This is a genomic window from Pseudomonas sp. FP2196, from assembly GCF_030687715.1.
GTDB lineage: Bacteria > Pseudomonadota > Gammaproteobacteria > Pseudomonadales > Pseudomonadaceae > Aquipseudomonas.
Window position 1 is genome coordinate 744,893 of sequence record NZ_CP117445.1, and the last position, 23,013, is coordinate 767,905.

Annotated in this window: 21 protein-coding genes; 13 read left to right on the forward strand and 8 right to left on the reverse strand. The window is 61.1% G+C overall.

The window, feature by feature from the left end:
- Window positions 1-97 precede the first annotated feature (97 nt).
- Window positions 98-2,086, forward strand: a complete 1,989-nt coding sequence (locus PSH79_RS03225; RefSeq protein WP_305441214.1) for a TadG family pilus assembly protein — start codon at window positions 98-100, stop codon at window positions 2,084-2,086.
- On the opposite strand, the gene PSH79_RS03230 is transcribed toward PSH79_RS03225, so the two are convergent.
- The gene (locus PSH79_RS03230; protein ID WP_305441215.1) at window positions 2,083-4,818 is read right to left on the reverse strand and encodes a PAS domain-containing protein; all 2,736 of its coding nucleotides are present in this window, start codon (window positions 4,816-4,818) and stop codon (window positions 2,083-2,085) included. The two genes, PSH79_RS03225 and PSH79_RS03230, sit on opposite strands and share 4 nt — an antisense overlap.
- Window positions 4,815-5,255 carry a TadE/TadG family type IV pilus assembly protein gene (locus PSH79_RS03235; protein WP_305441216.1) on the reverse strand — a complete coding sequence of 147 codons (441 nt, stop codon included), beginning with the start codon at window positions 5,253-5,255 and terminating at the stop codon, window positions 4,815-4,817. The genes PSH79_RS03230 and PSH79_RS03235 overlap by 4 nt, the downstream gene beginning before the upstream one ends.
- Before the next feature lie 75 nt (window positions 5,256-5,330).
- Between PSH79_RS03235 and PSH79_RS03240 the strand changes: the two genes are divergently transcribed.
- Window positions 5,331-5,801 (forward strand): prepilin peptidase, encoded by a 471-nt coding sequence (locus PSH79_RS03240; protein WP_305441217.1) that lies wholly within the window; start codon window positions 5,331-5,333, stop codon window positions 5,799-5,801.
- Between the two features lie 124 nt (window positions 5,802-5,925).
- Window positions 5,926-6,705 carry a response regulator transcription factor gene (locus PSH79_RS03245; protein WP_305441218.1) on the forward strand — a complete coding sequence of 260 codons (780 nt, stop codon included), beginning with the start codon at window positions 5,926-5,928 and terminating at the stop codon, window positions 6,703-6,705.
- Between the two features lie 39 nt (window positions 6,706-6,744).
- Here the strand turns inward: PSH79_RS03245 and PSH79_RS03250 are convergent, their stop codons facing one another.
- Complete coding sequence (locus PSH79_RS03250; RefSeq protein ID WP_305441219.1) at window positions 6,745-7,152, reverse strand: response regulator; 408 nt, start codon at window positions 7,150-7,152, stop codon at window positions 6,745-6,747.
- Between the two features lie 72 nt (window positions 7,153-7,224).
- A complete protein-coding gene (locus tag PSH79_RS03255; protein ID WP_305441221.1) occupies window positions 7,225-7,434 on the reverse strand; it encodes a Flp family type IVb pilin in 210 nt (69 codons plus the stop codon).
- Window positions 7,435-7,772: 338 nt separating this feature from the next.
- On the opposite strand from PSH79_RS03255, the gene cpaB reads away from it, so the two are divergent.
- The 10 genes from cpaB to PSH79_RS03305 all read left to right on the forward strand — a co-directional run bounded on the left by cpaB (window position 7,773) and on the right by PSH79_RS03305 (window position 16,803).
- On the forward strand, window positions 7,773-8,720 hold the full coding sequence (cpaB, locus tag PSH79_RS03260; RefSeq protein ID WP_305441222.1) for a Flp pilus assembly protein CpaB: 948 nt from the start codon (window positions 7,773-7,775) through the stop codon (window positions 8,718-8,720).
- Between the two features lie 21 nt (window positions 8,721-8,741).
- On the forward strand, window positions 8,742-10,013 hold the full coding sequence (locus PSH79_RS03265) for a type II and III secretion system protein family protein (protein WP_305441223.1): 1,272 nt from the start codon (window positions 8,742-8,744) through the stop codon (window positions 10,011-10,013).
- Complete coding sequence (locus tag PSH79_RS03270; RefSeq protein WP_305441225.1) at window positions 10,010-11,200, forward strand: pilus assembly protein; 1,191 nt, start codon at window positions 10,010-10,012, stop codon at window positions 11,198-11,200. The genes PSH79_RS03265 and PSH79_RS03270 overlap by 4 nt, the downstream gene beginning before the upstream one ends.
- Complete coding sequence (locus PSH79_RS03275; protein WP_305441226.1) at window positions 11,197-12,468, forward strand: CpaF family protein; 1,272 nt, start codon at window positions 11,197-11,199, stop codon at window positions 12,466-12,468. Before PSH79_RS03270 ends, PSH79_RS03275 begins: the two co-directional genes overlap by 4 nt.
- A 10-nt stretch (window positions 12,469-12,478) precedes the next feature.
- Window positions 12,479-13,363 carry a type II secretion system F family protein gene (locus tag PSH79_RS03280; protein ID WP_305441227.1) on the forward strand — a complete coding sequence of 295 codons (885 nt, stop codon included), beginning with the start codon at window positions 12,479-12,481 and terminating at the stop codon, window positions 13,361-13,363.
- Window positions 13,360-14,250 (forward strand): type II secretion system F family protein, encoded by an 891-nt coding sequence (locus PSH79_RS03285; protein ID WP_305441228.1) that lies wholly within the window; start codon window positions 13,360-13,362, stop codon window positions 14,248-14,250. Before PSH79_RS03280 ends, PSH79_RS03285 begins: the two co-directional genes overlap by 4 nt.
- 10 nt (window positions 14,251-14,260) lie before the next feature.
- Window positions 14,261-14,950, forward strand: a complete 690-nt coding sequence (locus PSH79_RS03290) for a tetratricopeptide repeat protein (RefSeq protein WP_305441229.1) — start codon at window positions 14,261-14,263, stop codon at window positions 14,948-14,950.
- Window positions 14,951-14,961: 11 nt separating this feature from the next.
- Window positions 14,962-15,234: a DUF3613 domain-containing protein gene (locus PSH79_RS03295; protein WP_305441230.1), complete on the forward strand. Its 273-nt coding sequence runs from the start codon at window positions 14,962-14,964 to the stop codon at window positions 15,232-15,234.
- Between the two features lie 379 nt (window positions 15,235-15,613).
- A complete protein-coding gene (locus PSH79_RS03300; RefSeq protein WP_305441232.1) occupies window positions 15,614-15,976 on the forward strand; it encodes a DUF6124 family protein in 363 nt (120 codons plus the stop codon).
- 464 nt (window positions 15,977-16,440) lie between these two features.
- The gene (locus PSH79_RS03305; protein WP_305441233.1) at window positions 16,441-16,803 is read left to right on the forward strand and encodes a DUF6124 family protein; all 363 of its coding nucleotides are present in this window, start codon (window positions 16,441-16,443) and stop codon (window positions 16,801-16,803) included.
- A gap of 125 nt (window positions 16,804-16,928) precedes the next feature.
- Here PSH79_RS03305 and PSH79_RS03310 read toward each other — a convergent pair whose 3' ends face one another.
- The 4 genes from PSH79_RS03310 to PSH79_RS03325 form a co-directional block, all read right to left on the reverse strand.
- Complete coding sequence (locus tag PSH79_RS03310; protein WP_305441234.1) at window positions 16,929-18,599, reverse strand: ShlB/FhaC/HecB family hemolysin secretion/activation protein; 1,671 nt, start codon at window positions 18,597-18,599, stop codon at window positions 16,929-16,931.
- A gap of 133 nt (window positions 18,600-18,732) precedes the next feature.
- Window positions 18,733-20,280, reverse strand: a complete 1,548-nt coding sequence (locus tag PSH79_RS03315; RefSeq protein WP_305441235.1) for a collagen-like triple helix repeat-containing protein — start codon at window positions 20,278-20,280, stop codon at window positions 18,733-18,735.
- 303 nt (window positions 20,281-20,583) lie between these two features.
- Window positions 20,584-21,438 (reverse strand): MaoC/PaaZ C-terminal domain-containing protein, encoded by an 855-nt coding sequence (locus PSH79_RS03320; protein ID WP_305441236.1) that lies wholly within the window; start codon window positions 21,436-21,438, stop codon window positions 20,584-20,586.
- A 2-nt stretch (window positions 21,439-21,440) separates the two neighbouring features.
- Window positions 21,441-22,793: a 3-oxoacyl-ACP reductase gene (locus tag PSH79_RS03325; protein WP_305441237.1), complete on the reverse strand. Its 1,353-nt coding sequence runs from the start codon at window positions 22,791-22,793 to the stop codon at window positions 21,441-21,443.
- Window positions 22,794-23,013 lie beyond the last annotated feature (220 nt).

A 23,013-nucleotide genomic window follows, 5' to 3' on the forward strand; every position in this document is an offset into this window, starting at 1 on the left:
TGTCGCATACAAAATGGCGCGTTGCCAGCAGCCCCGTCTACACTGAAAACCACCAACGGAGGTAGCGCTCGGCAGTGCGCCGGCAAAGGAGTGCGCGATGTCGCCTCGTTCGCAATTCAACGGCCCGGCGCGACAGCGCGGGGCGATCGGTTTGGTGGCGGCGCTGACCCTCGGCCTGGCCTTGGTGTGCATGGTGCTGGTGGTCGACAGCGGTCGTTTGTACATGGAGCAACGCAGCTTGCAGCGGGTGGTCGATGTGGCCGCGCTGGAGGCGATCTCGCGCGGTGGCGATTGCCTGACAGGCGCCAGCGCAAACGGCTACGCCACGGCCAGTGCGGCACGCAACAGTTTTACCGTGGCGCAGAACAGGACCCTGACCGTAACGTGCGGCACCGTGCAAACCGGTGCAAACAACCTGCGAGCCTTCGCCGCCGACGCCTCGAAAAAAGAAGCCATCAGTGTGGTCGCCACCCATGTTGTGCCCACCAGTGTGGCCGCCGCGCTCTACGCCTTGTTTTCGCCGGGCAGCGTGTCCCCGACCACGCGGCTCTCGGCCACGGCGGTGGGTGCCTCGGCTATTCTGCCGCCGCAAGCCCAATTGACCATCGGCACCACGGCGCTGACCATCGATGCCAGTAAGTCGGCTGCTTTGAATTCGTTGATCGGGCAGATGCTCGGCGGCAGCCTCAACCTCAGCGTTGCTGGCTGGCAGGGGCTGGTAGAGACCCAGATCAATCTGCTCAGTTACCTCAATCAACTGGCGGTCGACGTTAATGTGGACGCGGGCAACTACACCCAATTGCTGAGCAAGAACATCCAGATCACCCAACTGATCGATACCGCCATCACCGTACTGACCAAGGGCGGTACCACCACCAGCGTGGCGGTCAACGGTCTGCTCGGACTGAAGGGAGCCGTCGGCAGCACTTCGGTGGCCCTCGGACAATTGCTGCAACTGCAAACCGGGGCCACGTCGGCGGCGCTCAATGCCAATCTGCAAGTGTTCCAGTTGATCGAAGCCGTCGTGCAAGTGGCTAACAGTCAAAACGCGCTGGTAGCGAGCGTGCCGTTGAGCATTCCGGGACTGGTCAATGGCTCGGTCAAAACCAAAGTCATCCAGCCGCCGCAATTGTCGGCCGTGGGCAATCCGCTGCTGGCCAAGGCTGATCCCATGGGCGCCAACCGGATCTACGTGAAAACCGCGCAGGTACGTACGCTGATCTCGCTGAATCTGCCGGTGCTGTCTGGCGTGGCCGGGCTTGCCAATGCCATTGTCAGTACGCCGCTGGTGGGCGGGTTGACCGATACTTTGAACAATGTGCTGCACCTGAACATTGCCGGGGCACTGAACTCGGTGTTCTGTGCTCTGGGCGGCACCTGCCAACGCACAGACCTGAAGATTCTGCCCACATCGACCATCGACATTTTGCTGGAGGCCGCCGCCGCCGACAGCCATGTCACCGATTACAGCTGCACCAGTGACGCGACCAAGACCCTGACCACCCAGACCAACTCATCGGTGGTCAAGCTCAAGGTCGGCAAGATCGACACCGCCAACGCGTTTTCTTCCTCGGCGGATGTCACGGTGCAGCCGCTGGCGTTGATTGATGTCGGCGTCATCACCTGCACCATTCCGTTGTTGGGCCTGGGCTCGCCTAATTGCGATCCCAACTCGCGCAAACCTTTCTACGGCGGTGGCCTCGGTGTGATGGTGGACACTTCGGTGGCCAGCATGCAGAGCATCCACACCTACAATCAGCCGCCGGAAATCAAGCAAACGCCGCAAAACTACAGCTTCGGCACGCAAGGGGTCGTCAATAGCCTGAAAAGCACCTTGAGCGGGGTTCAGGTTCAGGCCTACAAACCCACCGGTTCGAGCCTGCTGGGTGGCTTGCTCACTACAACCGCCGACGTGCTGGCCGACGTCAACAGTACGCTGGGCGTGGTCATCGGGAACCTGCTCAGTCCGGTACTCGACCCGATTCTCGACGGCTTGCTCGCCAACCTCGGCATCACCCTGAACAAGGTCGATGTAGGCGCCAACCTCAGTTGTCGACCACCGGGTCAACCGATCCTGGTGATCTAGTCGTTCAGCGCAATCGGTAACTCGATGCAGAACCGTGCACCCTCGTCGCCATTGCGCACGCTCAGACGTCCCCCCATGTTTTCGACGATGCCGTAACTCACTGATAAGCCCAGACCGGTGCCGACACCGACCGGTTTGGTGGTGAAGAACGGTTCGAAAATCCGCTCCAGCAGACGCGGATCAATGCCACCACCGTTGTCCTCGACCCACAGCCGCACCACATGCTCGTCGCACTCGGCGTACAAGGCGATCCACGGCTGAAAGTCGCGATCGGCCTCGCGCTTGCCGAGCAAGGCGTCGCGGGCGTTGACCATCAAGTTGATCAACACCTGCTCAAGCTGATCGACGTAACCGCGCACCTGAACCGCAAAACCGGCCTCTTTTATGCGCAACTCGACACCTTTGCCACGCAGCCCTTCAGACAACAGCGACAGCGTGCCTTCGATCGCATCGAGGGGGTTGAACGGATGCTGTTCGATTTCCGAACGGCGGCCGAACACGCGCATGTGATCCACCACCCGCGCCGCCCGTTGTACTTGAGCGTCGATGCGATTGAGTTTGTCAGTCAGGTAGTCGATCTGCACATCGCCGTTGCTCAAGCGCTTGAGCACATTGACGATGGCCATGCGCATCACGTTTAGCGGCTGATTGATCTCGTGAGCCAGGCCGGTGGCCATTTCGCCAAGGGTGGCCATTTTCGCGCTCTGGGTCAGCTGTTGTTGCGAGCGGCGCACCTCGGTGTTGTCACGGCCCACCGCCTGCACCTCGATCAGTTGTCCTTGCTCATCGAACACCCCGCGATCCGACCAGACCCACCACGCATGTTCGCGACCGGGCAGGCGCAGATTGATTTCGGCGGTGCTCACCGGCAGTGCCGGGGTCAGTTGCGCCAAGCGCTGGACGAACATCTGGCGCTGTTCGTCGGACATCCAGCTGCCCAGGTTCACACCGGGCAATTGCTCCGGCGCGCACTCCAGATAAGTCGCCAGAGGCCGGTTGCCGAAGGTCAGGGTCAAGTCCGGACGATAGCGGCAAATCATCGCCGGCGAATCTTCCACCAGGATCCGGTAACGCTCCTCACTGGCCTTGACCTGCTCGGCGGCGAGGGTCGCTTCGGTGACGTCCAGCCACAGCCCGACAGCTTCCACAGGCAGGCCGAGATCGTCGCGCAGCAATTTGGCTTCGTCGAGCAACCAGTGTGCCTGGCCCTGGCGGTCGAGGACCCGATAACGCGCGCTCACTGAACCTTCGCGCAGCAACTGCCGCGTGCGTTCGAAATAGCGTGGGCGGTCTTCGGGGTGGACGTGTTCCACCAGTCGGCCGCCGTCACAATCGGCCAGATTCCAGCCCAGCAACGGTTGCAGGCTGGCGCTGAAAAACGTCGGTTGCAGCGCCCCTTTGACGTAGCGTTGCACGTAGATCACCGCGGGTGAGCTGGCGATCAGATTGTCCAGTCGCGCATGGGCAGCGGCCGCCTGTTGCTGCTGATTCTTGATGTCGCTGATGTCGAGCATGAACCCCACCAGCCGCCGCTCGGCGCCGATGCCCAAAGACCGGCCTTGCAAGCGAAACCACAGCGGCAATGGCTGATCGCTGCGCTGCCAGCGCGCGCACAGTTCCAGTGGCGTGCCGTTATCCTGCAAGGCTTGCAGATGACTGCGCAGCTCATCGCGGTCGGCGGGGTGCACATGGGCGAACCAGTCTTGAATCGGTATCCGCGCGGCTTGCAAACCGAGGCTGTCGGCCAGCGTCGGGGCCAACTGCACGTCGACGCTGTCGCTGCTCACTTCCCACCAACCCGTGCCGAGCAGCGCTTGCAGACTTTCCAGGCGTTCCAATTGCAGATGATGGCGATGCTCGCGCAGGCGCTCCAGCAAGGGCGCGGCCACGGCAGCGGCCAGCAACAGCCAGTCGTGATCACCGAGATCGGGTGCCTGCTGCTGCGCGTTATAGCCGGCGCACAGCAACCACGCCGCCACGCCCTGGGCATCGCGGTAAGGCACGACGAAACCCTCATTCGGGCCGAGCAGCGTACTCAGGCGTGGCTGCTCGCCAGCCAGTAACCGTTGCGGCAACGCGCCGTTCAGGCTGTCGAGCCCCGTGCCCAGTTGCTGTTGCCCACGCCACACCTGCGGCGCGTTCAGCGCCGCATAATGCTGATGAATCTGCCAGCCCTGGCCTTGCTCATCGAGCAGCGCCACCGCCAGACAGGGGATGTGCAAATGCTGGCTCAAGCGTTGCAGCTGTTCGCCCAGCACCTCGGGTAGACGCGCGAGGCTGCCAAGGCGCAACTGATCGCGAATCTGCGTGGCCAGCCACTGGCATTGCTCACGGCTGCGGGCCCGACGTCGTTCGCTGAGCAGATCTCCGATGTCCAGCAACTGCAAAAGCCAGCCGTCACCTTGCGCCTGTACCCAACCGCGCAGGTGCAGCGGCGGGCCGGTCAGGCTGAAAAAATCCAGGTCGAGCAATTGTCCTTGCCAGTCCGCAGGCTGTCCCTCTAGTGCGAGGCAGCTGTGGGGTAACACATACTCCAGCAGAGGCGCGGGATGGCTGGAGGACATCCGCTGCGCCAGCACATGCCGCAACGGCCCGTTCATATGATTGACCCGGCCTTCGCCATCCAGATAGAACTGCAGGCCGACGCTCGGCACCAGAGGACTGCCCATCGGCTGGACTTTTTCGGGTTGTCGATTGAGCAGGCGGCCGAACAGCTTGTCACCGGTACTCAAAATTGCAGGCTCGACGAGGCGCGCAAAGTCGCCGGCAGGCGCGGCACCGTACCGATGCCCGGCAGCACCAGAAACGGCAACGCCTGATTCAATTTGCTGGTGGGATAGTTGATGGTCACGGTCAGCACGCCACCGACATAGGTGATGTCGCTGTCCGTGGCGGTGTTGAAGTTCAGCGCGCCGGGCAGCCAGGCCAATTGCCGGCCCAGTTCGGTTCGGGCCGTGGCGGTGACTGCGGTGGAGTAATTGGCCGTAGTCGGGTCAAGCGCCACGCTGCGGCGCACGGCTTCGGCCGTCGACTCATTGAACGACTGCATCAACAACAGCGGCAGGCTGTAGCTGACCAAGCCATAAAACACGGCAAAGAAGGTGACGAACACCAAGGCGAACTCGATGGCCACGGCACCTTTTTGCTTGCGGGGGAGGGCGGTTTTCATGAGTGCGTCTACCCTGACAATCACTACGTAATGTCAGCATAGAATCAATCAGCCAAAACGGACGTTTTTTACCGCATGCACAGCTTTGTCCTTCTGATCTGGCTGACCCTTTGCGCGGCTCAGGATGCCCGTCAGCGACATATCGGCAACGGGCTGACCCTGGGATTTGGCGGGTTGGCGTTGGGGTATTTACTGATCACCGGTACTACCTGGCTCGGCGCCGAACCTGCGCAGGCGGGCTGGGCTGTCCTGTTGGCCTTGGCGTTGTCCCTTCCCGGTTACGTGTTGAAACATTTTGGTGCCGGTGATGTGAAACTAATGACAGCGTTGGCGTTGGCGACGGACGGTGCACACCTGCTTGGCACGTTTATCGGTGCAGCGCTCACCAGTGCAATCTGGTTATTGGTGGTGCCAAAACTCTGGCTGCATATGAGTCAAGGGCTTAGAGAACGTCTTCGATATATGGCTCCTGAAAAGTCAAAAAAGCTGCCATTTGCACCGTTCGTGCTGGTTGGAACATTCCTGACGTTACTTTGGATCCACTAGTCGCCACCTGTCACTACTGCTATGTACATAGTCGGAAAGTGCGTCTACTTTCAAATCAACGTTGTACAGCCTCGCGCTGTCAGTACAGGAACGGTCAGCCTTTGGCCTGGGCATGGAGTGGCAAGTGAACAAGCTTACGTCGGCGGTAAAAGTTCTGGTGGTCGATGATCAGCCGCTGATTGTCGAAGAACTCTGCGAATTCATCGAAAGCAGTGGCTATCGTTGCGTGCCTTGCGTATCGAGCAAGCAGGCGATCGAGCAATTTATCGAAGACACCACCATTGGCCTGGTGCTGTGCGATCTGCACATGCCGGACATGGATGGCATTGAGCTCGTGCAGGAGCTGCAACGGTTGTCCGGCAAGCATCGGGTCTTTGAAGCCATCATGCTCACCGGCCGTGCCGACAAGCAGGACGTGATCAAAGCCTTGCGCGCCGGAATTGCCGACTACTACCAGAAACCGGTTGATCTGGACGAAATGCTCCAGGGGTTGCAGCGCCAGGAAGTGGCGTTGCAGGAACGGCAGAAAACCCTGCAACTGGGCAACCTGAATCAGAAGCTGCAATTTCTCTCCGAGTCGATCGACGATCTTTATCAGGACCTCGACAAAGTCCGCCGCGGCCCTGCGCCTGTGAGTGACGAGGCGTCGGGTGATGCCGAAGGGGCGGTGGAGATACCGGCGATTTTCAATCAGTTGTCGCCGCGTCAACTGGACGTTGCCCGGTTGGTGGGCAAGGGCCAGACCAACTATCAGATTGCCTGCGAACTGGGCATTACCGAGAACACCGTCAAGCTGTATGTCTCGCAGGTCTTGCGCCTGACGCACATGCATAACCGCACCCAGTTAGCCTTGGCGTTGTCGCCGAGCAATTCAGGACTGCGTCAACGGGTGACCGCGCACTGACTGCTCTTGACCCCGCCCATAGAGCGGGGTCAAACACCTTCAACCAATGTTGGCCTTGGACTTGGGAAACAGGTTGTCCAGGGTTTCCAGCAAGCGCACGTGATAGATCGGTTTACGGAACAGGTCCAGCACCTGCAGGCGCAGCATATCGCTGACGTCCTCCATGTCTGCATGCCCCGAAGTGACGATCACCGGCAGGTGCTGGCGCGAGGTGTGTTCACGCAGGCGCTTGATCAGCGAGATGCCGCTTTCTTCCGGCATGCGCAGATCGGTAATCACCAGGGCGATATCGGGATGGCGGGTGAGGTGATGCAGAGCGAGTTTCACCGACGTTGCGGTATGACAGGTGAAGCCTTCGCCCTCCAGCAACTCCGCAAGCTCCAGCAGTGCGTCCTCCTCATCATCGACGAGGAGCAACTGCTGGCGCGGAGTCTGTAAAGAGTTCATGGGCAACACCTGCAATGGACTGAGTGCTGACGGTAGAACCCAATGGCCGCATTGACAAGTTATCGGGTCCGATCAGGTGGCCGGTGTCAGCGCGGTCTCGATGGCTTCCAGGATCGAGGTGACCTGAGTGCCGATACCGTTACCGAACGCGGCAATCACCAGCGCCACCAGACCGACGACCAGTGCGTACTCGATGGCAGACGCGCCCTCGGTGTCTTTGGCCAGGCCTTTGAAGAATGCGATCTCGGATTTGATCTTTTGTACAACGCGGGAATACGACATGAGGATTCTCCTTGTGCACGCCAGGTGTTGCGCGCTCGCAACATGATTTCCCTGTGCCAGCATCAGCATTGTCGGCAAATCCCGAGCCTACAACTGTAAGAACAGATTAATACCTAAGTAGTAGTGGTCCGTTTAACGGCAGAAAACGACATTTGGCGCTTCAAGCCGCTACTTTCGTTGGATTTTTTGGTGTTCGTAATGGCGTTTTGTTCTGGCTGCGCTACCGTCAAATAGCGAAATAGTTGCTTGTTCATAGCTGCCTGATTGCGAAGTTATCTCGTTGGAAGTCACGGGTCATTGCATGAGAGACAAAACGCAGCGGGAAAGGGAGAGCCGTCATGAACAGTCGCGTCACTCTGGGTCTGGCCGGGTTGTTTCTGGTAGGCGCCATCATTGCCGGGTATTGGGGGCTCACCTTGAGCCGGCCGCCGGTGGCCGAACCGGTTGCCGCCCCCGCCGTCGCGCCAGCCGCAACGCCCGTCGCCAGCACCGAACCTGTTGAAGACCCAACGCGTCAGTCCGTCGTTGTGTTGCTGCGCGACATCCCGCCCTTCGTGAAGATCACCGCCGCCGACGTGGCCGTGGAAAAACTGCGCACCGCGCCGGCCGGTAGCCTGGGCAATGTCGATCAGGTCATCGGCCGCACACCGTGGCGGCCTCTGAGCGCTGGCAGTTGGCTCAGTGACGAAAGCTTCCAGCCGGGCAGCCCGTTGGCGCGCATGATTCGTCCCGGCGAGCGGGCACTGGCGGTGGCGGTGGATGAAGTGATCAACGCCGGCGGGCAATTGGCCCCCGGCGATTACATCGATGTGCTGTTGTTCCTGCGCAAAGATGAAAACACTCCACAGGCCTCGGCGCAACGAGTGGTGACGGCTGTGCGCGTACTTGCCGTCGGCAGCCAGATGGGCCTGACCAACGACGGCCAATCTGCCGGCCCGGCGCGCAGTGATGAAGAGCGACTCAAACAGGAACAACAGCGCATGGCCGCCCGCAGTGTGGTGCTGGCAGTGCCGGAACCGCTGGTCAGCCGCTTGATGCTGGCGTCCAGCGCGGGTGTGCTGCGTCTGGCGGTACGCAGCGCCGATGAGCAGCATCTGGCGAAATACTGGGCCGGCGAAAACGATGTTTCCACGCAACTCGACACCCCTCGCCGGGAACTGCTTGAGTTCAGTCAACTGTCCCTGACCGCACCGCCCAAACCCATGGCCGTGGCCGGTCAACCCGCCCCACGCAAATCCACCGTAGAAGTCATCCGCGGTGCCGAAACGGCTCAACCCACTCCCTGAATCGAGCAAGGACGCCTTTACATGCGCACACGCTTCACGCCCCTGTTCAACGGCTTGCTCCGGGCCTCGCTGCTGAGTGTTGCCTCGATCGGCAGTGCCGTCGCCGCCGCCGGCAATTGCGCCGCGCTCGGCCCGCTGCCTTCGGTGCTGGAGGTCGGCGAAGGTTTGCAACAGGCGTTGCAATCGCCGGTCGCGATCACTCGGGTGGCGGTGGGCGATCCGAAAATCGCCGACGTGCGCGTGACCGGCGATAACGCGGTGTTGCTCACGGGTGTCGGCCCCGGCGCCACCACGCTGATGATCTGGAGCACCTGTTCCAGCGCCCCGCGCCAAAGCATGGTGTTCGTGCAGGGCAAGGCCAGTGCGGCCATGACTACGGTCTCGCTGCCGGCCTCCGAAGACCCGAACCTGCCGTCGCAAGTACAGACCGACATCCGCTTCGTCGAAGTCAGTCGTACCAAACTCAAGGAGGCTGGCACATCGATCTACGGCAAAGGTTCGAACAACTTTCTGTTCGGCGCACCGGGTACCGTGCCCAACACCGGCGTCACCCCCGGCGTTGTGCCGTTGGCCAACATTGACCCGCGTATCGCAGTGCCCGGCATCCCGTTGGCCAACGACATGTTCAACATTGTCTGGGGCGGCGGCAGCAGTAAATTCCTCGGCATCGTCAATGCGCTGGAGGGCAGCGGGTTTGCCTACACCCTGGCGCGGCCGAGCCTGGTGGCGTTGAGCGGGCAGAGCGCAAGTTTTCTCGCCGGCGGTGAAATTCCGATCCCGGTGCCGAGCGCCAACAGCAACAGCTACTCCATCGAATACAAGGAATTCGGCATCCGCCTGACACTGACTCCGACGGTGGTCAGCCGCGACCGCATCGCCCTCAAGGTCGCCCCGGAAGTCAGCGAACTTGACTACAACAACGGCGTGACCATCGGCGGTACCACGGTGCCGGCGTTCACCATTCGCCGCACCGACACCAGCATCTCTCTGGCCGATGGCGAGAGCTTCGTGATCAGCGGTTTGATCAGCACGCAGAACGCCTCTCAGGTGAACAAATTTCCCGGGCTGGGCGACATACCGGTCATAGGCGCGTTCTTTCGCAACTCCTCGATCAATCGTGAAGAGCGCGAGTTGCTGATGATTGTTACGCCGCACCTGGTCCAGCCGCTGGCCGCCAATGCGCCGCTGCCGTCGCTACCCGGCGAGAAACTGCGCAACTACGACCCGAACTGGTATCGCCTGTACTTCCTCGAAAACGGCAACTTCGATAAACGCAGCGGATTATCGCAATGAGCCAGAACCTGAGTCAGACCTTCCTCGCCATCACCCGCAACGACACTGATCTTGAGTGGTTGCAAGGGTCGCTGGCACCGCTTGGCCAAGTGGTCAGCGCCGGCGGTGGCAGTCTTGACGAGCTGCTGGCACTGGTAGACGTGACCTTTGCCAGCCTGGTTTTCGTCGGTCTCGACCGCGAGCATCTGGTGGCCCAGAGCGCGCTGATCGAAGGCGTGCTGGAAGCCAAACCGATGCTCGCCATCGTCGCCCTCGGTGACGGTATGGACAATCAGCTTGTGCTGAATGCAATGCGCGCCGGGGCACGGGATTTTGTCGCCTACGGTTCGCGCTCCAGCGAAGTCGCCGGGTTGGTGAGACGCCTGAGTAAACGCTTGCCGGCGGTTACCCCAAACACCCAGCTTGGCGGTTTAACCGTGCTCTACGGGGTACAAAGCGACGCCGACGGCGCACTGCTTGCCAACCACATGGCGCTGGTGGTGCAGAAGAGCGGGCAGCAAACCCTGTTGCTCGATCTGGGCCTGCCGCGCGGTGACAGTCTGGCGCTGTTGGGGCTGGAGAGCTCGTTTCATTTCGGCGATGCGTTGCGCCACCTGCGGCGCCTCGACGCGACCCTCATCGACAGCGCCTTCACCAGCGCCGAAGCAGGGTTGCGCATCCTCGCCTACGCCGGTTCCGACGAGCCGCTGGAACGCACCAGCGCCGCCGAGTTGTACATGTTGCTCAGCGCCTTGCGCCAACACTTCCAGCACATCGTGGTCAACCTCACCGGGCAACCCGACAGCGAAGCGCTGCGCACCTTCGTCAGCCATTGCGACAAACTCCTGTGGTACACCGACCAGAACGTCCTCGACTGTCGCCGCAACCTCGCCGTGCTCAATCTGTGGCGCGAGAAAGGCATGAAACTCGACCATTGCCGGCTGCTGGTGGATCGCTATCTGCGTAACGTCGCCCCCGATTCCGACACCCTCGGCAAGACCTTCGGCCTGGAGGTGATTGCCGTGCTCGCCTACAGCCCGGAAGTTCGACTCAACGCCAAGAATCAGGGCGTGACCCTGTTCGAACTGGCCCCGCGTGAAGCCCTCAGCCAAAGTCTGCGCACCCTTGGCGAACGCTTGGCGAAACGCTCGGAAAGTCTGGCCAAGCCGAAGATCACCTGGTTCGATCGCTTGCGAGGCACCTCATGAACGGCGAGCAATTGTTTGGCGGGCCGCAGCGCCACGCCACCGGCAACACCGATCACGATGGCCTGAAACTGGTGCTGCACCGCTACATCATCGACGCCATCGAAGAGTCCGGGAAAAACCTGCTGGAGGGTTCGCGGCAGGTGCTCTCGCAGTTCGTCATCGACAAGGTCGCCGAATACATCGCACGCCTGCACCTGGCGATTTCCCGTTATGAAATGGAGCGTCTGGCCGAAGAGATCGTCGATGAACTGACCGGTTTCGGCCCGCTGGAAGTGCTGCTGCGCGACAGCGCCGTCACTGAGATTCTGGTCAACGGTCCGCATCGGGTATTCATCGAACGCGATGGCGTGCTGCATTTGAGTGACCTGCGTTTCATTGATGCACACCACGTCGAACGGGTCATGCAGCGCATCCTTGCACCGCTGGGTCGACGTCTCGACGAGTCGTCGCCGATGGTCGATGCGCGCCTGCCCGATGGCAGTCGGGTCAACGCGATCATCCCGCCGATTGCTCTTGATGGCCCGTGCCTGTCGATCCGTAAGTTTCGCAAGGACATGCTCAAGAGCACGGACCTGATGGCCATGCAAACCATCGATCAGGCGATCTACGACTTCATAAAAGAGGCGGTCGGCAAGCGCTGCAACATTCTTGTCAGTGGCGGCACCGGTACCGGCAAGACCACGCTGCTGAACATCCTCAGCCAGCTGATCAACCCACACGAACGCCTCGTCACCATCGAAGACGTCGCCGAGTTGCAACTCGGCCACCCGCACGTCGTGCGCCTGGAAACCCGTCCGCCGAATGCCGAGGGCCACGGTGAGGTCAAGGCCAGCGACCTGATCCGTAACGCCCTGCGGATGCGTCCTGACCGGATCATCCTCGGCGAAATCCGCGGCGTCGAAGTGGTCGATGTGCTGACCGCAATGAACACCGGTCACGACGGCTCGATGAGCACCGTACACGCCAACAATGCCCAGGATGCCTTGTTGCGCCTGGAAACGCTGGTCGGCCTGACTGGCCGCACCATCGCCGAACGCACCCTTCGCCAGATGATCTGCGCAGCACTGGATGTGGTGATTCAACTGACCCGCATGCCCGATGGCCGCCGTTGCGTCAGCGAAGTGGTGGAAGTGGTTGGCGTGCGCGATGACGTCTACGTCACCAACACCTTGTTCCGTCTCGACCGCCGCACAGGTTTCGGTTTCCTGCGCGAAGCGGTGAACCCGGCCGGCGACAAGTTGCGCCGCGAACCGACGCTGGCGCACTGAGGGCCACAGCATGCTCAAACCGCTGTTGCTAATCGTGATTTGCCTGGGCCTGCTCGGTTTGTCTTTGCGCCTGTTCTACAACGGCTGGCGCCAGAGTGGCGCCGAGCGGGTAATGGACCGACTGAATCAGGGCCAGCCGCAACTGACGGCGAATTCGCCCCGTTGGGCCAGCCTTGAACGGGCCTTTTTGCGCGCAGGACTGGGCCGTCCGACCGAGCGCATCGGTATCTGGCTGCTGCTCTGGGCCTTCGCGATCCTGATCGGTTTTGCCTTGGCCGGATGGGTCGGTTTGCTGGTTTTGCTGGTGTTACCGCCAGTGATGCTGCGCCTGTATGTCAGTTGGCGCTACCAACGGCGCTTGCGGCGGATGATCGAACAACTGCCGCAATTGCTCGACCACACTGTGCGCAGTCTGAAATCCGGTCGCACCTTGGCCGATGCGGTGCTCGGTGGCATTGAGGCCAGCGAAGATCCCCTGAAAAACGCCATGGGCCGGGTGCAGCGCAACGTCCAGTTGGGCGTGAGTTTGCCGGACGCGATGTCAGACATGGCCGAGCTCTACGAGAAGGACGAGTTTCGCCTGTTCGCCCTCGGCCTCAAGGTCAATCACCGCTATGGCGGCAACGCCAGCGAACTGCTGGAAAACCTGATCAAGATGATCCGCGAGCGCGATCAGGCTTCACGCCAATTGCGCGCCATGACCGGCGAAACCCGCCTTACCGCGTGGGTGCTGGGCTTGCTGCCGATTGCCATGGCCGGGTATTTCCTGATGGCCAATCCGATTTATCTGGTCGCCATGTGGCACGACCCGTCCGGGCAGCGAATGCTGGCCACGGCGTTCGGCATGCAGGTGATTGGCAGTCTGTTGCTCTGGCGGATGTTGCGCAGCCTATGACCACACCCCTGATGATCAGCGCCGTGTTGTTGCTCGGCGCCGCCCTGTTACTGATCGCCAGCCTGCTGGAGCAACGCCGCCGCGCGCGGCAGATCAGCCGGCGACTGGACGGTGACCTGATCCGCGAAAACCGTTTCGGCAACCTGTTGCACGTGCTCGGCGAGAGCCAGGTCGGCCAGCGCAGCGTCAAGCTCGACAACGAAACCCAGACGTTACTCAACCGTCTCGGCTGGCGCAGCGCCCGTCAGCGCTCGCTGTTCGCCGCCTGCCAGATCGGTACGCCGTTGTTGCTGCTGGCGCTGACGGTGTTGCTGCAATCGGTGTTTTTTCCGACCGTAGAAAAGCAATGGGTCGCGCCGTTGTTCGCGGTCGGCGTCGGCTACCTGTTGCCCAAACGGCTGCTGGTGATTGCCGTGGCGCGACGGCAAAAACAACTGTCGAACGAGATCGGCACCTTCCTGCCACTGCTGCGCATCCTCTTCGAATCCGGTATGGCCGTGGAGCAGGCGCTGCGCGTGCTGAGCCACGAAAGCCAGGCGTTGCTGCCAGTGCTGACTCAGGAACTGCGGCTGGTGCTGGCGCGGGTCGATTCCGGCCTTGAGCTGGGGGAAGAACTGAACAAAGCCACGCAATTGCTGGCGGTGGACGAGTTCACCGACACCTGCGTGATCCTTCAGCAGTTGCTGCATCAGGGCGGCGGGGCGATGAAGTCGCTGCTCTCGCTCAAGCAACTGCTTGATGACCGGCGCCTCACGCGCCTGCAGGAATACATCTCGAAGATGTCCGCAAAAATGTCCGTCGTGATGATGCTGTTTCTCTTCCCGGCGTTATTGATCGTCCTCGCCGGCCCGGGCTTCACCGCCCTGGCCAAGGCCTTGGGGGCTTGAAGGAGTGGTGATGAAAGCAATGATTGCCGGTGCATGTCTGTTGTTGCTCGGTGGCTGTGCCAGCACCGGGCAGAACCCCTGGGAAGCGCTGACCAACAGCGCCAGTTGCGGCAAGCTCAGTTCTGATCAGCAACTGTCGTTGAACCTGGCCGATGACATGGCCAAAGACGGCAAGCTCCACGCCAGCCTGGCCAACCTGCAAAGCCTGCCGGACAACCTCGCCGATGTGCGGTTGCGCAAGGCCAAGGTCTACCGTCTGCTTGGGCGCAGCGAGGCCGAGCCGTTGTATCGCAGCTTGCTCGGCAGTTGCCTGGCCGCCGAGGCCGAACATGGTCTGGGCCAGCTCGCGGCGGCCAGATCCGATTACGGTCAGGCACAGGCGCACCTGCAACGCGCTGCGCGGTTGGCCCCCACCGACGAAAAAATCCGCAATGACCTGGGCGTGGTTTACCTCAATCAATTGCGCATCGAGGACGCACGCTTCGAATTTCTTACGGCCATGGAGCTCAAGCAAAGCGATAAATTGGCCGCGCTGAATCTGGTCACGCTGTTGCTGTATCAGGACGATTGGAACCGCGCCGCCGAACTGGTCAGCCGCCTCGGGCTCAGCCCGGCACAGTTCAGCGAAGCGCAAAGCCGCGCTGAGAAACTGAAGGTTCCGAGCCCTGCCAATGCCGCCGTTACAGCGATGCTCAAGTAAGGAGAGCTGCGATGAAAACCGCGATTTTTTGCCTTGGTCTGCTGGCTCTACCGCTCAGCGGTTATGCCATCGACGCCGGCCCGGCCTCGGCTCAGCAACAGGAAACCGAAGGCTGGCTGCTGCTGCAAAGCCGCAACAAAGTGGCCTCGCCGAAAGTACAGACGGTGACGCCGTCTGAACGGGAACTGGCGATGCAGCGCTGGCTGAAAAGCTACCAGCATGAGATCCCGCAGTTTTTTGATCAGGATCAGGGTGGCGAGGTTGACAGTGGTTCGGGGGGGTAGCAGGTTCACCGCGTTATCGTTCATCGCGAGCAGGCTCGCTCCCACAGGTTCTACATGGGCTTGAAAATCGCGCATACCTTTGTAGGAGCTGCCGCAGGCTGCGATCTTTTGACTTTGATTTTTGAAGGTCAAGATCAAAGGATCGCAGCCTGCGGCAGCTCCTACAGGGAGTGGATTTCAAGTCGGGATGTTTAATCGTGTATCGAAATCTCAGAAGCATCCCACAAGGTTTTCAGGTTGTCCGTCGGACGTGCGCTCACTAGTCTTGGGCTGTCGCTGACACCTCAGCGACCGGGTGTGGAAACCTGAATTTCAAGTAGGCGAAAGCCTTGCTACCAGTACGGAAGTGAAGGCTCCAATAGATAATCGGAGCTAAAAATTGAACAACGATAACGGCGATTCGAATACTGAAACCACCACGCCACTCGCCGACGCCATCCGCGCCGATGACCAGATAAAAAACCGCGAAGCGATCAAGCGCGCGCTCGATTTCTATCTCTGCCCCGAACCGAAAAAAAACCGCCAGCCGAGCACGATGTTCCTCGTCAATCCGAGTGTCGACACCGAAAGCCTGCTCGCCCACGCTTGCGAATCACTGGCCAGCGCCAGCACGGCGGCCAGCAACTTCGCCAATGAACTGAGCGGCGCGCAACGCAGCACCGTGTTGGGCATCCAGCAGATTGTCATGCTCGCCGAACTGGCGGTGAACCGGGCGCTGGATCGGGTTGACCCACAATCCTGATTTGCAGGCTCACCGCGTTATCGTTCATCGCTGGCAAGCCAGCTCCCACAGGTTCTGCAGCGGTCTTGAAAATGCCACATGACCTTGTGGGAGCTGGCTTGCCAGCGATGAGGCTGTTCCAGGCGCTCAATAAACATCAGGTGTTTAATAAGGGCTCAAAACATCAGAAGCATCCCACAAGGTTTTCAGGTTGTCCGTCGGACGTGCGCTCACAAGTCTTGGGCTGTCGCTGACACCTCAGCGATCGGGTGTGAGAACCCGGCAACTTATGGTCATTCAGTATCTGTGCACGCATAATCGCCGCCAGCTCCGCTGTCGGTAATGCGTCATGGCGGCTGTGTGCGGGCAGACTTCGGTCTGGCCGGGTGTCCATAACCGGTATTCTCACCCCGCATATAGCTGCCACCTCTTTGCCCCGTGAGAATGGCAATGGGTGGCGCAAACGACTGTGGAGAGTTTTTGTAATGGACAAACTGATTCCCGATCCACCCCTCGAAACCGCCAACCCACTCGCCGACGCCATCCGCGCCGATGACCAGATAAAAAACCGCGAAGCGATCAAGCGCGCGCTCGATTTCTATCTCTGCCCCGAACCGAAAAAAAACCGCCAGCCGAGCACGATGTTCCTCGTCAATCCGAGTGTCGACACCGAAAGCCTGCTCGCCCACGCTTGCGAATCACTGGCCAGCGCAAGCACGGCGGCCAGCAACTTCGCCAATGAATTGAGCGGCACGCAACGCAGCACCGTGTTGGGCATCCAGCAGATTGTCATGCTCGCCGAACTGGCGGTGAACCGGGCGCTGGATCGGGTTGACCCACAATCCTGATTTGCAGGCTCACCGCGTTATCGTTCATCGCTGGCAAGCCAGCTCCCACAAGGTCAACGCAAATCCTGTGGGAGCTGGCTTGCCAGCGATGGCGGTTTGTCAGACCCGCAAATCGCTCTGACACCCTACAACTGATAACTGAAACTGATGCTGTACCGCGGCTTGCGATTGAACGTGTCCAGCGCTTCATCCGACATCGCCTTAGCCGCCTCCAGTGCAATGTTGTAGTACTTGGCGTCGCCAAACCTCAGACCGATCGCAGCCGATGACAGGTTGTTGGCTTGCACCGGCAGTTCATTGAACCAACTGCGCGAACGATCCAGCACGACGTACGGCTGGAGGATTCGCACCCAGTTGCCGTCGCGGTTGAAGCTGTAGTTGACCTCGTAAGCGACGCCCCAACCCTTGTCGCCGGACGCCTGATCATCGGGATAACCGCGACCGAAATTCTGCCCGCCGAACACTGCGCGTTCGCTGTCGGGCAGTGTGTCGTCGCTCCAGTACAACGCCGCCGACAGCACGCCTTGCCAGTTGTCGAAGAACTTGTCGCTCTGCACTCCGGACAGCCGCGCACGGAAGAAGTCCAGATCGATATCGCTGAAATTGGTCTTCGCGCCCATGCTGTCGAAACCCTGATAAACCCCTGCGCTGAGGATTCGCAGTTGCCGCGCATCGGCCTTGCGCCAGTCGCCTTCGAAGGCGAGGGCGCGGATGTCGGTGCGAAACTCCGTGCTGAACGGAAAGTTGATGCCGTCGTAGCGAGTCTTGTCATTGACCGCATACAGGCGCGAGCCGACGGTCAGCAACTCGTTGGAGGCGGCAATCAACGGCACGCTGAAACCAATGGAGTAGCGGTCGTTTTCGCGATGGGTATCGAGGCGTCCGCCACCGTCGATCAACACCTCCGTGCCCGGGTCGGCGCGATAACGTGAGGCCGACAGATTCAGTTGCGTGCCTTCGGCGTCGAGGAACTGGCTGTAGTCGAGGCGGTAGTAACGTTCGTGGTCGTCACCGGGCGGGAACAGACCGCTGAGGCTCAGTTGTTCGCCCATGGACGTTTGCGAGTTGCTGCTGACACCGAGCAGGGCCTGGGGGCCGTTGCGGTTGTCTTCGGTGGTGCTCAAGGTGCTGGTGAACGGTTTGCGGCTGGCCTGGGCGACGAGTGTCGTGGCGCCGTCGGTGGTGCCCGGCGGTGGCACCTGGGCCTGGAGGGTCACGCCGGGAATGCGCGTCATCAACGTGGTGTAGCGCTCGAAGGTTTTGCGGGTCAGCGGCCGTTCGGCCTGGATTTTCGCCGCCAGTTTGTCGAGCAGGCCTTTGACCCGGCCAACATCGCCCTGCATCTGCACGTCGCGGACATAGCCTTCGACCAGCACCACCCGCGCCACGCCGTCATCGAAATTCTGTTGTGGCAAGAAGGCGTAGGACAGCAGGTAGCCGTCCTGTTGGTAGCGGCGGGTAATGTTGCGTGTCGCTTCTATCAGGTCGGCGAGGCTGGCCTCGCGGCCGATCAGTGGCTTGTAGATATCGGCCAGTTCGTTGAGTGGATAGATTGTCCCGCCTTCGATCTGCACGGTCTTGAGATTGACTTTGGTCTCCATCAACAACGGTTGCGCGGCGGTCGCGCCGGGGTCAGGCACTTGCAGCGGCGCGGCGGCCGGGCGATAGGCATCGGCCGGCAGGTTGGGCACGGGCAGGTTGCGGATGGTTTCGTTGCTATTGAGAAAGCTGGGCAGGGTGTCGGCGAGGGCGGTGGAACTGAGACTGAGGAACAACAGGGATGCCATAACGCGCATAGGACACTCCATGGTCAGATCACAGCGAGGGCTGATTTTTTCCTAAGAAAAAAGCGGAAGACTCGTGGGAATCTTCCGCCTTCAACCAAGCGTAGGCGCTGTAGGTGAGGCCGTCGAATCGGCCAGGTGCAATTTAGCGTTTGTTTCCTCCCAGGGTGCCGGTCAAGCCACCAAGTACGCCGCCCAATCCGCCAGTGGTGCCGCCCGTTGTGGTGCCACCGTTGACCAGACCGCCGACCGCTGCGACTGTGCCGCCGACGTTAGTGACCAAGCCACCGACAGCGGTAGTGACCGGGTTGTTAGTGGCAGCAATCGCGCCACCGACGTTGCTGACCGCGCCGCCGACCTGGCCGGTGAGCCCCGCGACTGGCGAGCCGAGGCCGGTCGCCGCGCCGAGTTGTTGGGTCACGTTGGTGACGCCACTGGTGACTGGGTTCAAAGCTCCGCCCAATGTGGCGCCGACAGTGGCCAATGGTGAGGTTGTGGCTGTGATCGGCGTGCCCGAGCCACCCAGAACGGTGTTCAGTGAGGCGACGGTATTGCCGAGCCCGGCAGTGGTGACACCACCGGCACTGACCACGCCATTGGTGTTACCCGCGTTCAAACCTGTGCCAACGTTGACGACTGCGCCGCCGACAGTTTGCAGTAAGCCAGTGCCGCCGAGGCCACCGCCGATACCGCCAGTCCCTGAACCGGTGCCGTTGGACACCAAACCGCCAGCCTTGCCCGCCGCCGTGCCGACATTGCTCAGTGCGCCGCCGAGGGTGTTGGTCAGGGCATTGCCGTTACCCGCGTCGGTGACTTTGTCGCCGACACCATCAACGGTGCTGCCGACTTTCTGGATCACGCCTTTGAGCGGGTCGCCCAGACCGGTGGCATCACCGATTTTGTCGGTGGTGCTTTCAACCATGGCAATCACCGGCACCAGGCCGCTGCCGACTTTATTGGTCAATTGACTCGTCGGGCCATTGCTGAGGGTGGTGTTGAGGGTATCGCCGAGCATGGTGACTTTCTCGCCAACGCCATCGAGTACCGGAGTCACTTTGGTGACCACGCCGCCGACCACGGGAACGCTGCTGGTCGCGGTGGCCAGTTTGCCGCTGAGGTCGGACACGCCATCGCCGACATCCGTTACGACGCCACCGACCGAGGCCACCGTGGTGGTCAGGCCTTTGGGGTCAGTGGCCAGCTTGCCGATGCCATTGGTCACGCCATCGCCCAACGTCGTGACGACGTTACCGGCGGTGTTGGCCGCGCTCTGCACTACGCCACCGACCACAGGCACGGTGCTCAAGGAGTCACCAATCTGGCCGACGCCGTCGCCGACGCCGCTGACCGTTTTGCCGACATCCTGCACAAGGGTGGTCGTCACCAGGGCAGCCGGGGTGGATGGATTGGTCGGGTCAGTCGGGTCTGTCGGATTGGTTGGGTTGGTTGGATCGGTCGGGGTGCCGCCGGTTCCACCGGTACCGCCTGTCCCACCGGTTCCACCTGTACCGGCAGTATCTCCGGTGCCTCCGGTTCCGCCTGTGCCTCCGGTACCATCGGTGCTGGTTGCCGGAGAGGAACTGCCGGAACTGCTCTTATGACCGCCACCGCCGCTGCTGCAACCGGTGAGGCCGAGGGAGAGAATCAATGCCAGAGCGATTGCCGATTTGCACCACACGTCTTGAGTTTTCATGATCGAGATTCCTTGCACCTGTAACAACATTCGTCGTTTTCGATGGCTCGCCGATCTGTTGTCGGTGATGCCTCGTCCGTGGTGCCAATCTCGATCCGGGGGCGGATTCACGCCATTCTCAAGTTGGTATTAACGCCTTTATATATAAGGAGATGTGCAGCGCCTAAGGACTAATACCCAGGATATAAACGCGCAAAAAAAAGCCTTGGGAATCAAGGCCAGGTGTTTTGTACAGGAGGCGAGCGGGCTGCGGGAAAACTTAAGTTATATACCCAATTTACGAGTTTTCCCGTGCCCGTGAGATCAGGCGATCGGCTGCCAATGACCCGCCATGTGCTCCAGATCCCCCGCACCCACCAGCCGCAGTTCCCCACTCGACCCCGCCGCGCTCGCCAGCAACGTCACTTCGCTCGGCAATCGCACCGGTTTGCGAAAGTGCACAGTGATCTCCAGATTGGCCTTGGGCAAATGATCGGCCAGTGCCGCCAGCGTGCGCGCCTTGTTCCACAAGCCGTGGGCGATGGCCGTGGGGAAACCGAACAACTTGGCACTGGCCGCACTCAAGTGGATCGGGTTGTAGTCGCCTGACACCTTGGCGTACTGCCGGCCAATGTCTGCCGGGGCTTGCCACTTCGCTATTTCCACCAACGCTTGTGTCGACTCCCAGCTCTGCTCGACAGGTTCGCCATCGAGTTTCACCCCACGGCAGAGCATCTGACTCTCGGCTTCCCACAACGGCCCGAGTTGATCATCAAGAGTGGTCAGCAGATCGAACGTTGCACCCTTGGGATGCGCCTGCAAGTTGTGCACGCGGACGCTGACTTGCGCACGACTGATCCCACCCATCGGTCGCAGCACGCGAATGCGGTTGCTCAGATGAATCAGCCCCAGCAGCGGGAACGGAAAATCCTTCGCCGTGAGCAATTGCATCTGCAAGGCAAACGCGAGGATGTGTGGATAAGTCGGCGGCAACAGACCGTCGTCGGCAAAACCACAGACCTTGCGGTAGTTCGCCAGGCGTTTGCCATCGATATCGACTAAACAGCGCAGGCCGCTGTCGGGCAGTTGCGTGCCGGTGATTTTGCGACGCGTCGCCGCCCGCGCATACAACCCGGGCAGACTCGGTTCGCGATCCAGTGTGTGCCATTCGATGCTCATGCCTAAGCCCCCAGAACACTTTGTCCACAGACCCGCAGCGCCTGCCCGGTGAACGCGCCAGTACCCGGTTGCGCCAGCCACGCGACCGCTTCGGCGACGTCTTGCGGCAAACCGCCCTGGCCCAGCGAACTCATGCGCCGGCCGGCTTCACGCAGGCCGAAAGGAATGTGCGCGGTCATCTGCGTTTCGATGAACCCCGGTGCCACGGCGTTGATACTGATGCCGCGTTCCAGCAGCGTCGGCGCCCAGGCTTGCGCCAGACCGATCAAGCCGGCCTTGCTTGCGGCGTAGTTGGTTTGTCCGCGGTTGCCGGCGATGCCGCTGATCGAGGCCAGCAAAACCACCCGCGCGTTGTCGTGCAAGGTGCCGCTGTCGAGCAGGGCTTTGGTCAACACTTGCGGGGCATTGAGGTTGACCGCCAGCACTGCGTCCCAGAATTCCGGGGTCATGTTGGCCAGGGTCTTGTCGCGGGTGATCCCGGCGTTGTGCACCAGAATGTCGAGGCCATCCGGCAACTGTTCGATCAGTTGCGTGGCGGCGTCTTCGGCGCAGATATCGAGGGTGATGCTGCGCCCACCGAGGCGTGCGGCGAGGGCTTCGAGATCGGTCTTGGCCGGTGGCACGTCGAGCAGAATCACCTCAGCGCCGTCGCGCGCCAGGGTTTCGGCAATCGATGCGCCGATGCCGCGCGCTGCGCCTGTGACCAGCGCCTTGCGCCCGGCCAAGGGTCGTGTCCAGTCCGTCACGGGCGTGGCACACGCGGTCAGGCGAATCACTTGTCCGGACACGAAGGCACTTTTGGGCGAGAGGAAAAACCGCAGCGGGCCTTCCAGTTGGTCTTCGGCGCCTTCGCCAACATAGATCAATTGCAGGGTGCCGCCGCTGCGCAGCTCTTTGGCCAGCGAGCGGGAAAAACCTTCCAGGGCCCGTTGGGCACTGGCGGCGAACGGGTCGCGCAAAGTTTCCGGCGCACGGCCGAGAATCACCAGATGGGCACTGTGATCAAGATTCTTCATCAGGGGCTGAAAGAACTCGCGCAGCTGCTTGAGCTGGTCGGTGTGCTGCAAATCACTGGCGTCGAATACCACGGCTTTGAGTTTCGGGCCGAGGCCGGGAATCCATTCGGTGGCCGTCGCCGGTTGCTCGCCGTAGCGGTAGATCCCCTCGGTCAAACGGTTGGCAAACACGCTGATGCGCTCGGCCAATGGCCCGCCGCCGATCAGCAATGCACCTTCCACCGGCCGCAGGCGCCCGGCCTGCCAGCGCTCCAGTCGCACCGGCGACGGCAGGCCCAGTGCCCCGACCAAACGATGGCCGATGGACGAGTTGGCGAAGTCGATATAGCGGTCAGACATGGAACGCTCTCCAAAAGTTGGGGTTCAAAGTGTGGACTACTTACGGCAATCAATCGTTCGATCCACGCAATAAGGCCTACGCTAGAACAGCAGAGTAGACCACTGCCCTTGTGGGAGCTGGCTTGCCAGCGATGGCGGACTGTCTGCCACTTAAGGTGTTGGATATGCCGGCCCCATCGCTGGCAAGCCAGCACCCACAGGGTTTTATGTGAGCCTGGAC

Bases quoted from the DNA above. Each gene is read 5' to 3' on its own strand.
- PSH79_RS03225 (WP_305441214.1), top strand. From the start codon at position 98: ATGTCGCCTCGTTCGCAATTCAACGGCCCGGCGCGACAGCGCGGGGCG.
- PSH79_RS03235 (WP_305441216.1), bottom strand. From the start codon at position 5,255: ATGAAAACCGCCCTCCCCCGCAAGCAAAAAGGTGCCGTGGCCATCGAG.
- PSH79_RS03240 (WP_305441217.1), top strand. From the start codon at position 5,331: ATGCACAGCTTTGTCCTTCTGATCTGGCTGACCCTTTGCGCGGCTCAG.
- PSH79_RS03250 (WP_305441219.1), bottom strand. From the start codon at position 7,152: ATGAACTCTTTACAGACTCCGCGCCAGCAGTTGCTCCTCGTCGATGAT.
- PSH79_RS03255 (WP_305441221.1), bottom strand. From the start codon at position 7,434: ATGTCGTATTCCCGCGTTGTACAAAAGATCAAATCCGAGATCGCATTC.
- cpaB (WP_305441222.1), top strand. From the start codon at position 7,773: ATGAACAGTCGCGTCACTCTGGGTCTGGCCGGGTTGTTTCTGGTAGGC.
- PSH79_RS03265 (WP_305441223.1), top strand. From the start codon at position 8,742: ATGCGCACACGCTTCACGCCCCTGTTCAACGGCTTGCTCCGGGCCTCG.
- PSH79_RS03270 (WP_305441225.1), top strand. From the start codon at position 10,010: ATGAGCCAGAACCTGAGTCAGACCTTCCTCGCCATCACCCGCAACGAC.
- PSH79_RS03275 (WP_305441226.1), top strand. From the start codon at position 11,197: ATGAACGGCGAGCAATTGTTTGGCGGGCCGCAGCGCCACGCCACCGGC.
- PSH79_RS03280 (WP_305441227.1), top strand. From the start codon at position 12,479: ATGCTCAAACCGCTGTTGCTAATCGTGATTTGCCTGGGCCTGCTCGGT.
- PSH79_RS03285 (WP_305441228.1), top strand. From the start codon at position 13,360: ATGACCACACCCCTGATGATCAGCGCCGTGTTGTTGCTCGGCGCCGCC.
- PSH79_RS03290 (WP_305441229.1), top strand. From the start codon at position 14,261: ATGAAAGCAATGATTGCCGGTGCATGTCTGTTGTTGCTCGGTGGCTGT.
- PSH79_RS03295 (WP_305441230.1), top strand. From the start codon at position 14,962: ATGAAAACCGCGATTTTTTGCCTTGGTCTGCTGGCTCTACCGCTCAGC.
- PSH79_RS03305 (WP_305441233.1), top strand. From the start codon at position 16,441: ATGGACAAACTGATTCCCGATCCACCCCTCGAAACCGCCAACCCACTC.
- PSH79_RS03310 (WP_305441234.1), bottom strand. From the start codon at position 18,599: ATGCGCGTTATGGCATCCCTGTTGTTCCTCAGTCTCAGTTCCACCGCC.
- PSH79_RS03315 (WP_305441235.1), bottom strand. From the start codon at position 20,280: ATGAAAACTCAAGACGTGTGGTGCAAATCGGCAATCGCTCTGGCATTG.
- PSH79_RS03320 (WP_305441236.1), bottom strand. From the start codon at position 21,438: ATGAGCATCGAATGGCACACACTGGATCGCGAACCGAGTCTGCCCGGG.
- PSH79_RS03325 (WP_305441237.1), bottom strand. From the start codon at position 22,793: ATGTCTGACCGCTATATCGACTTCGCCAACTCGTCCATCGGCCATCGT.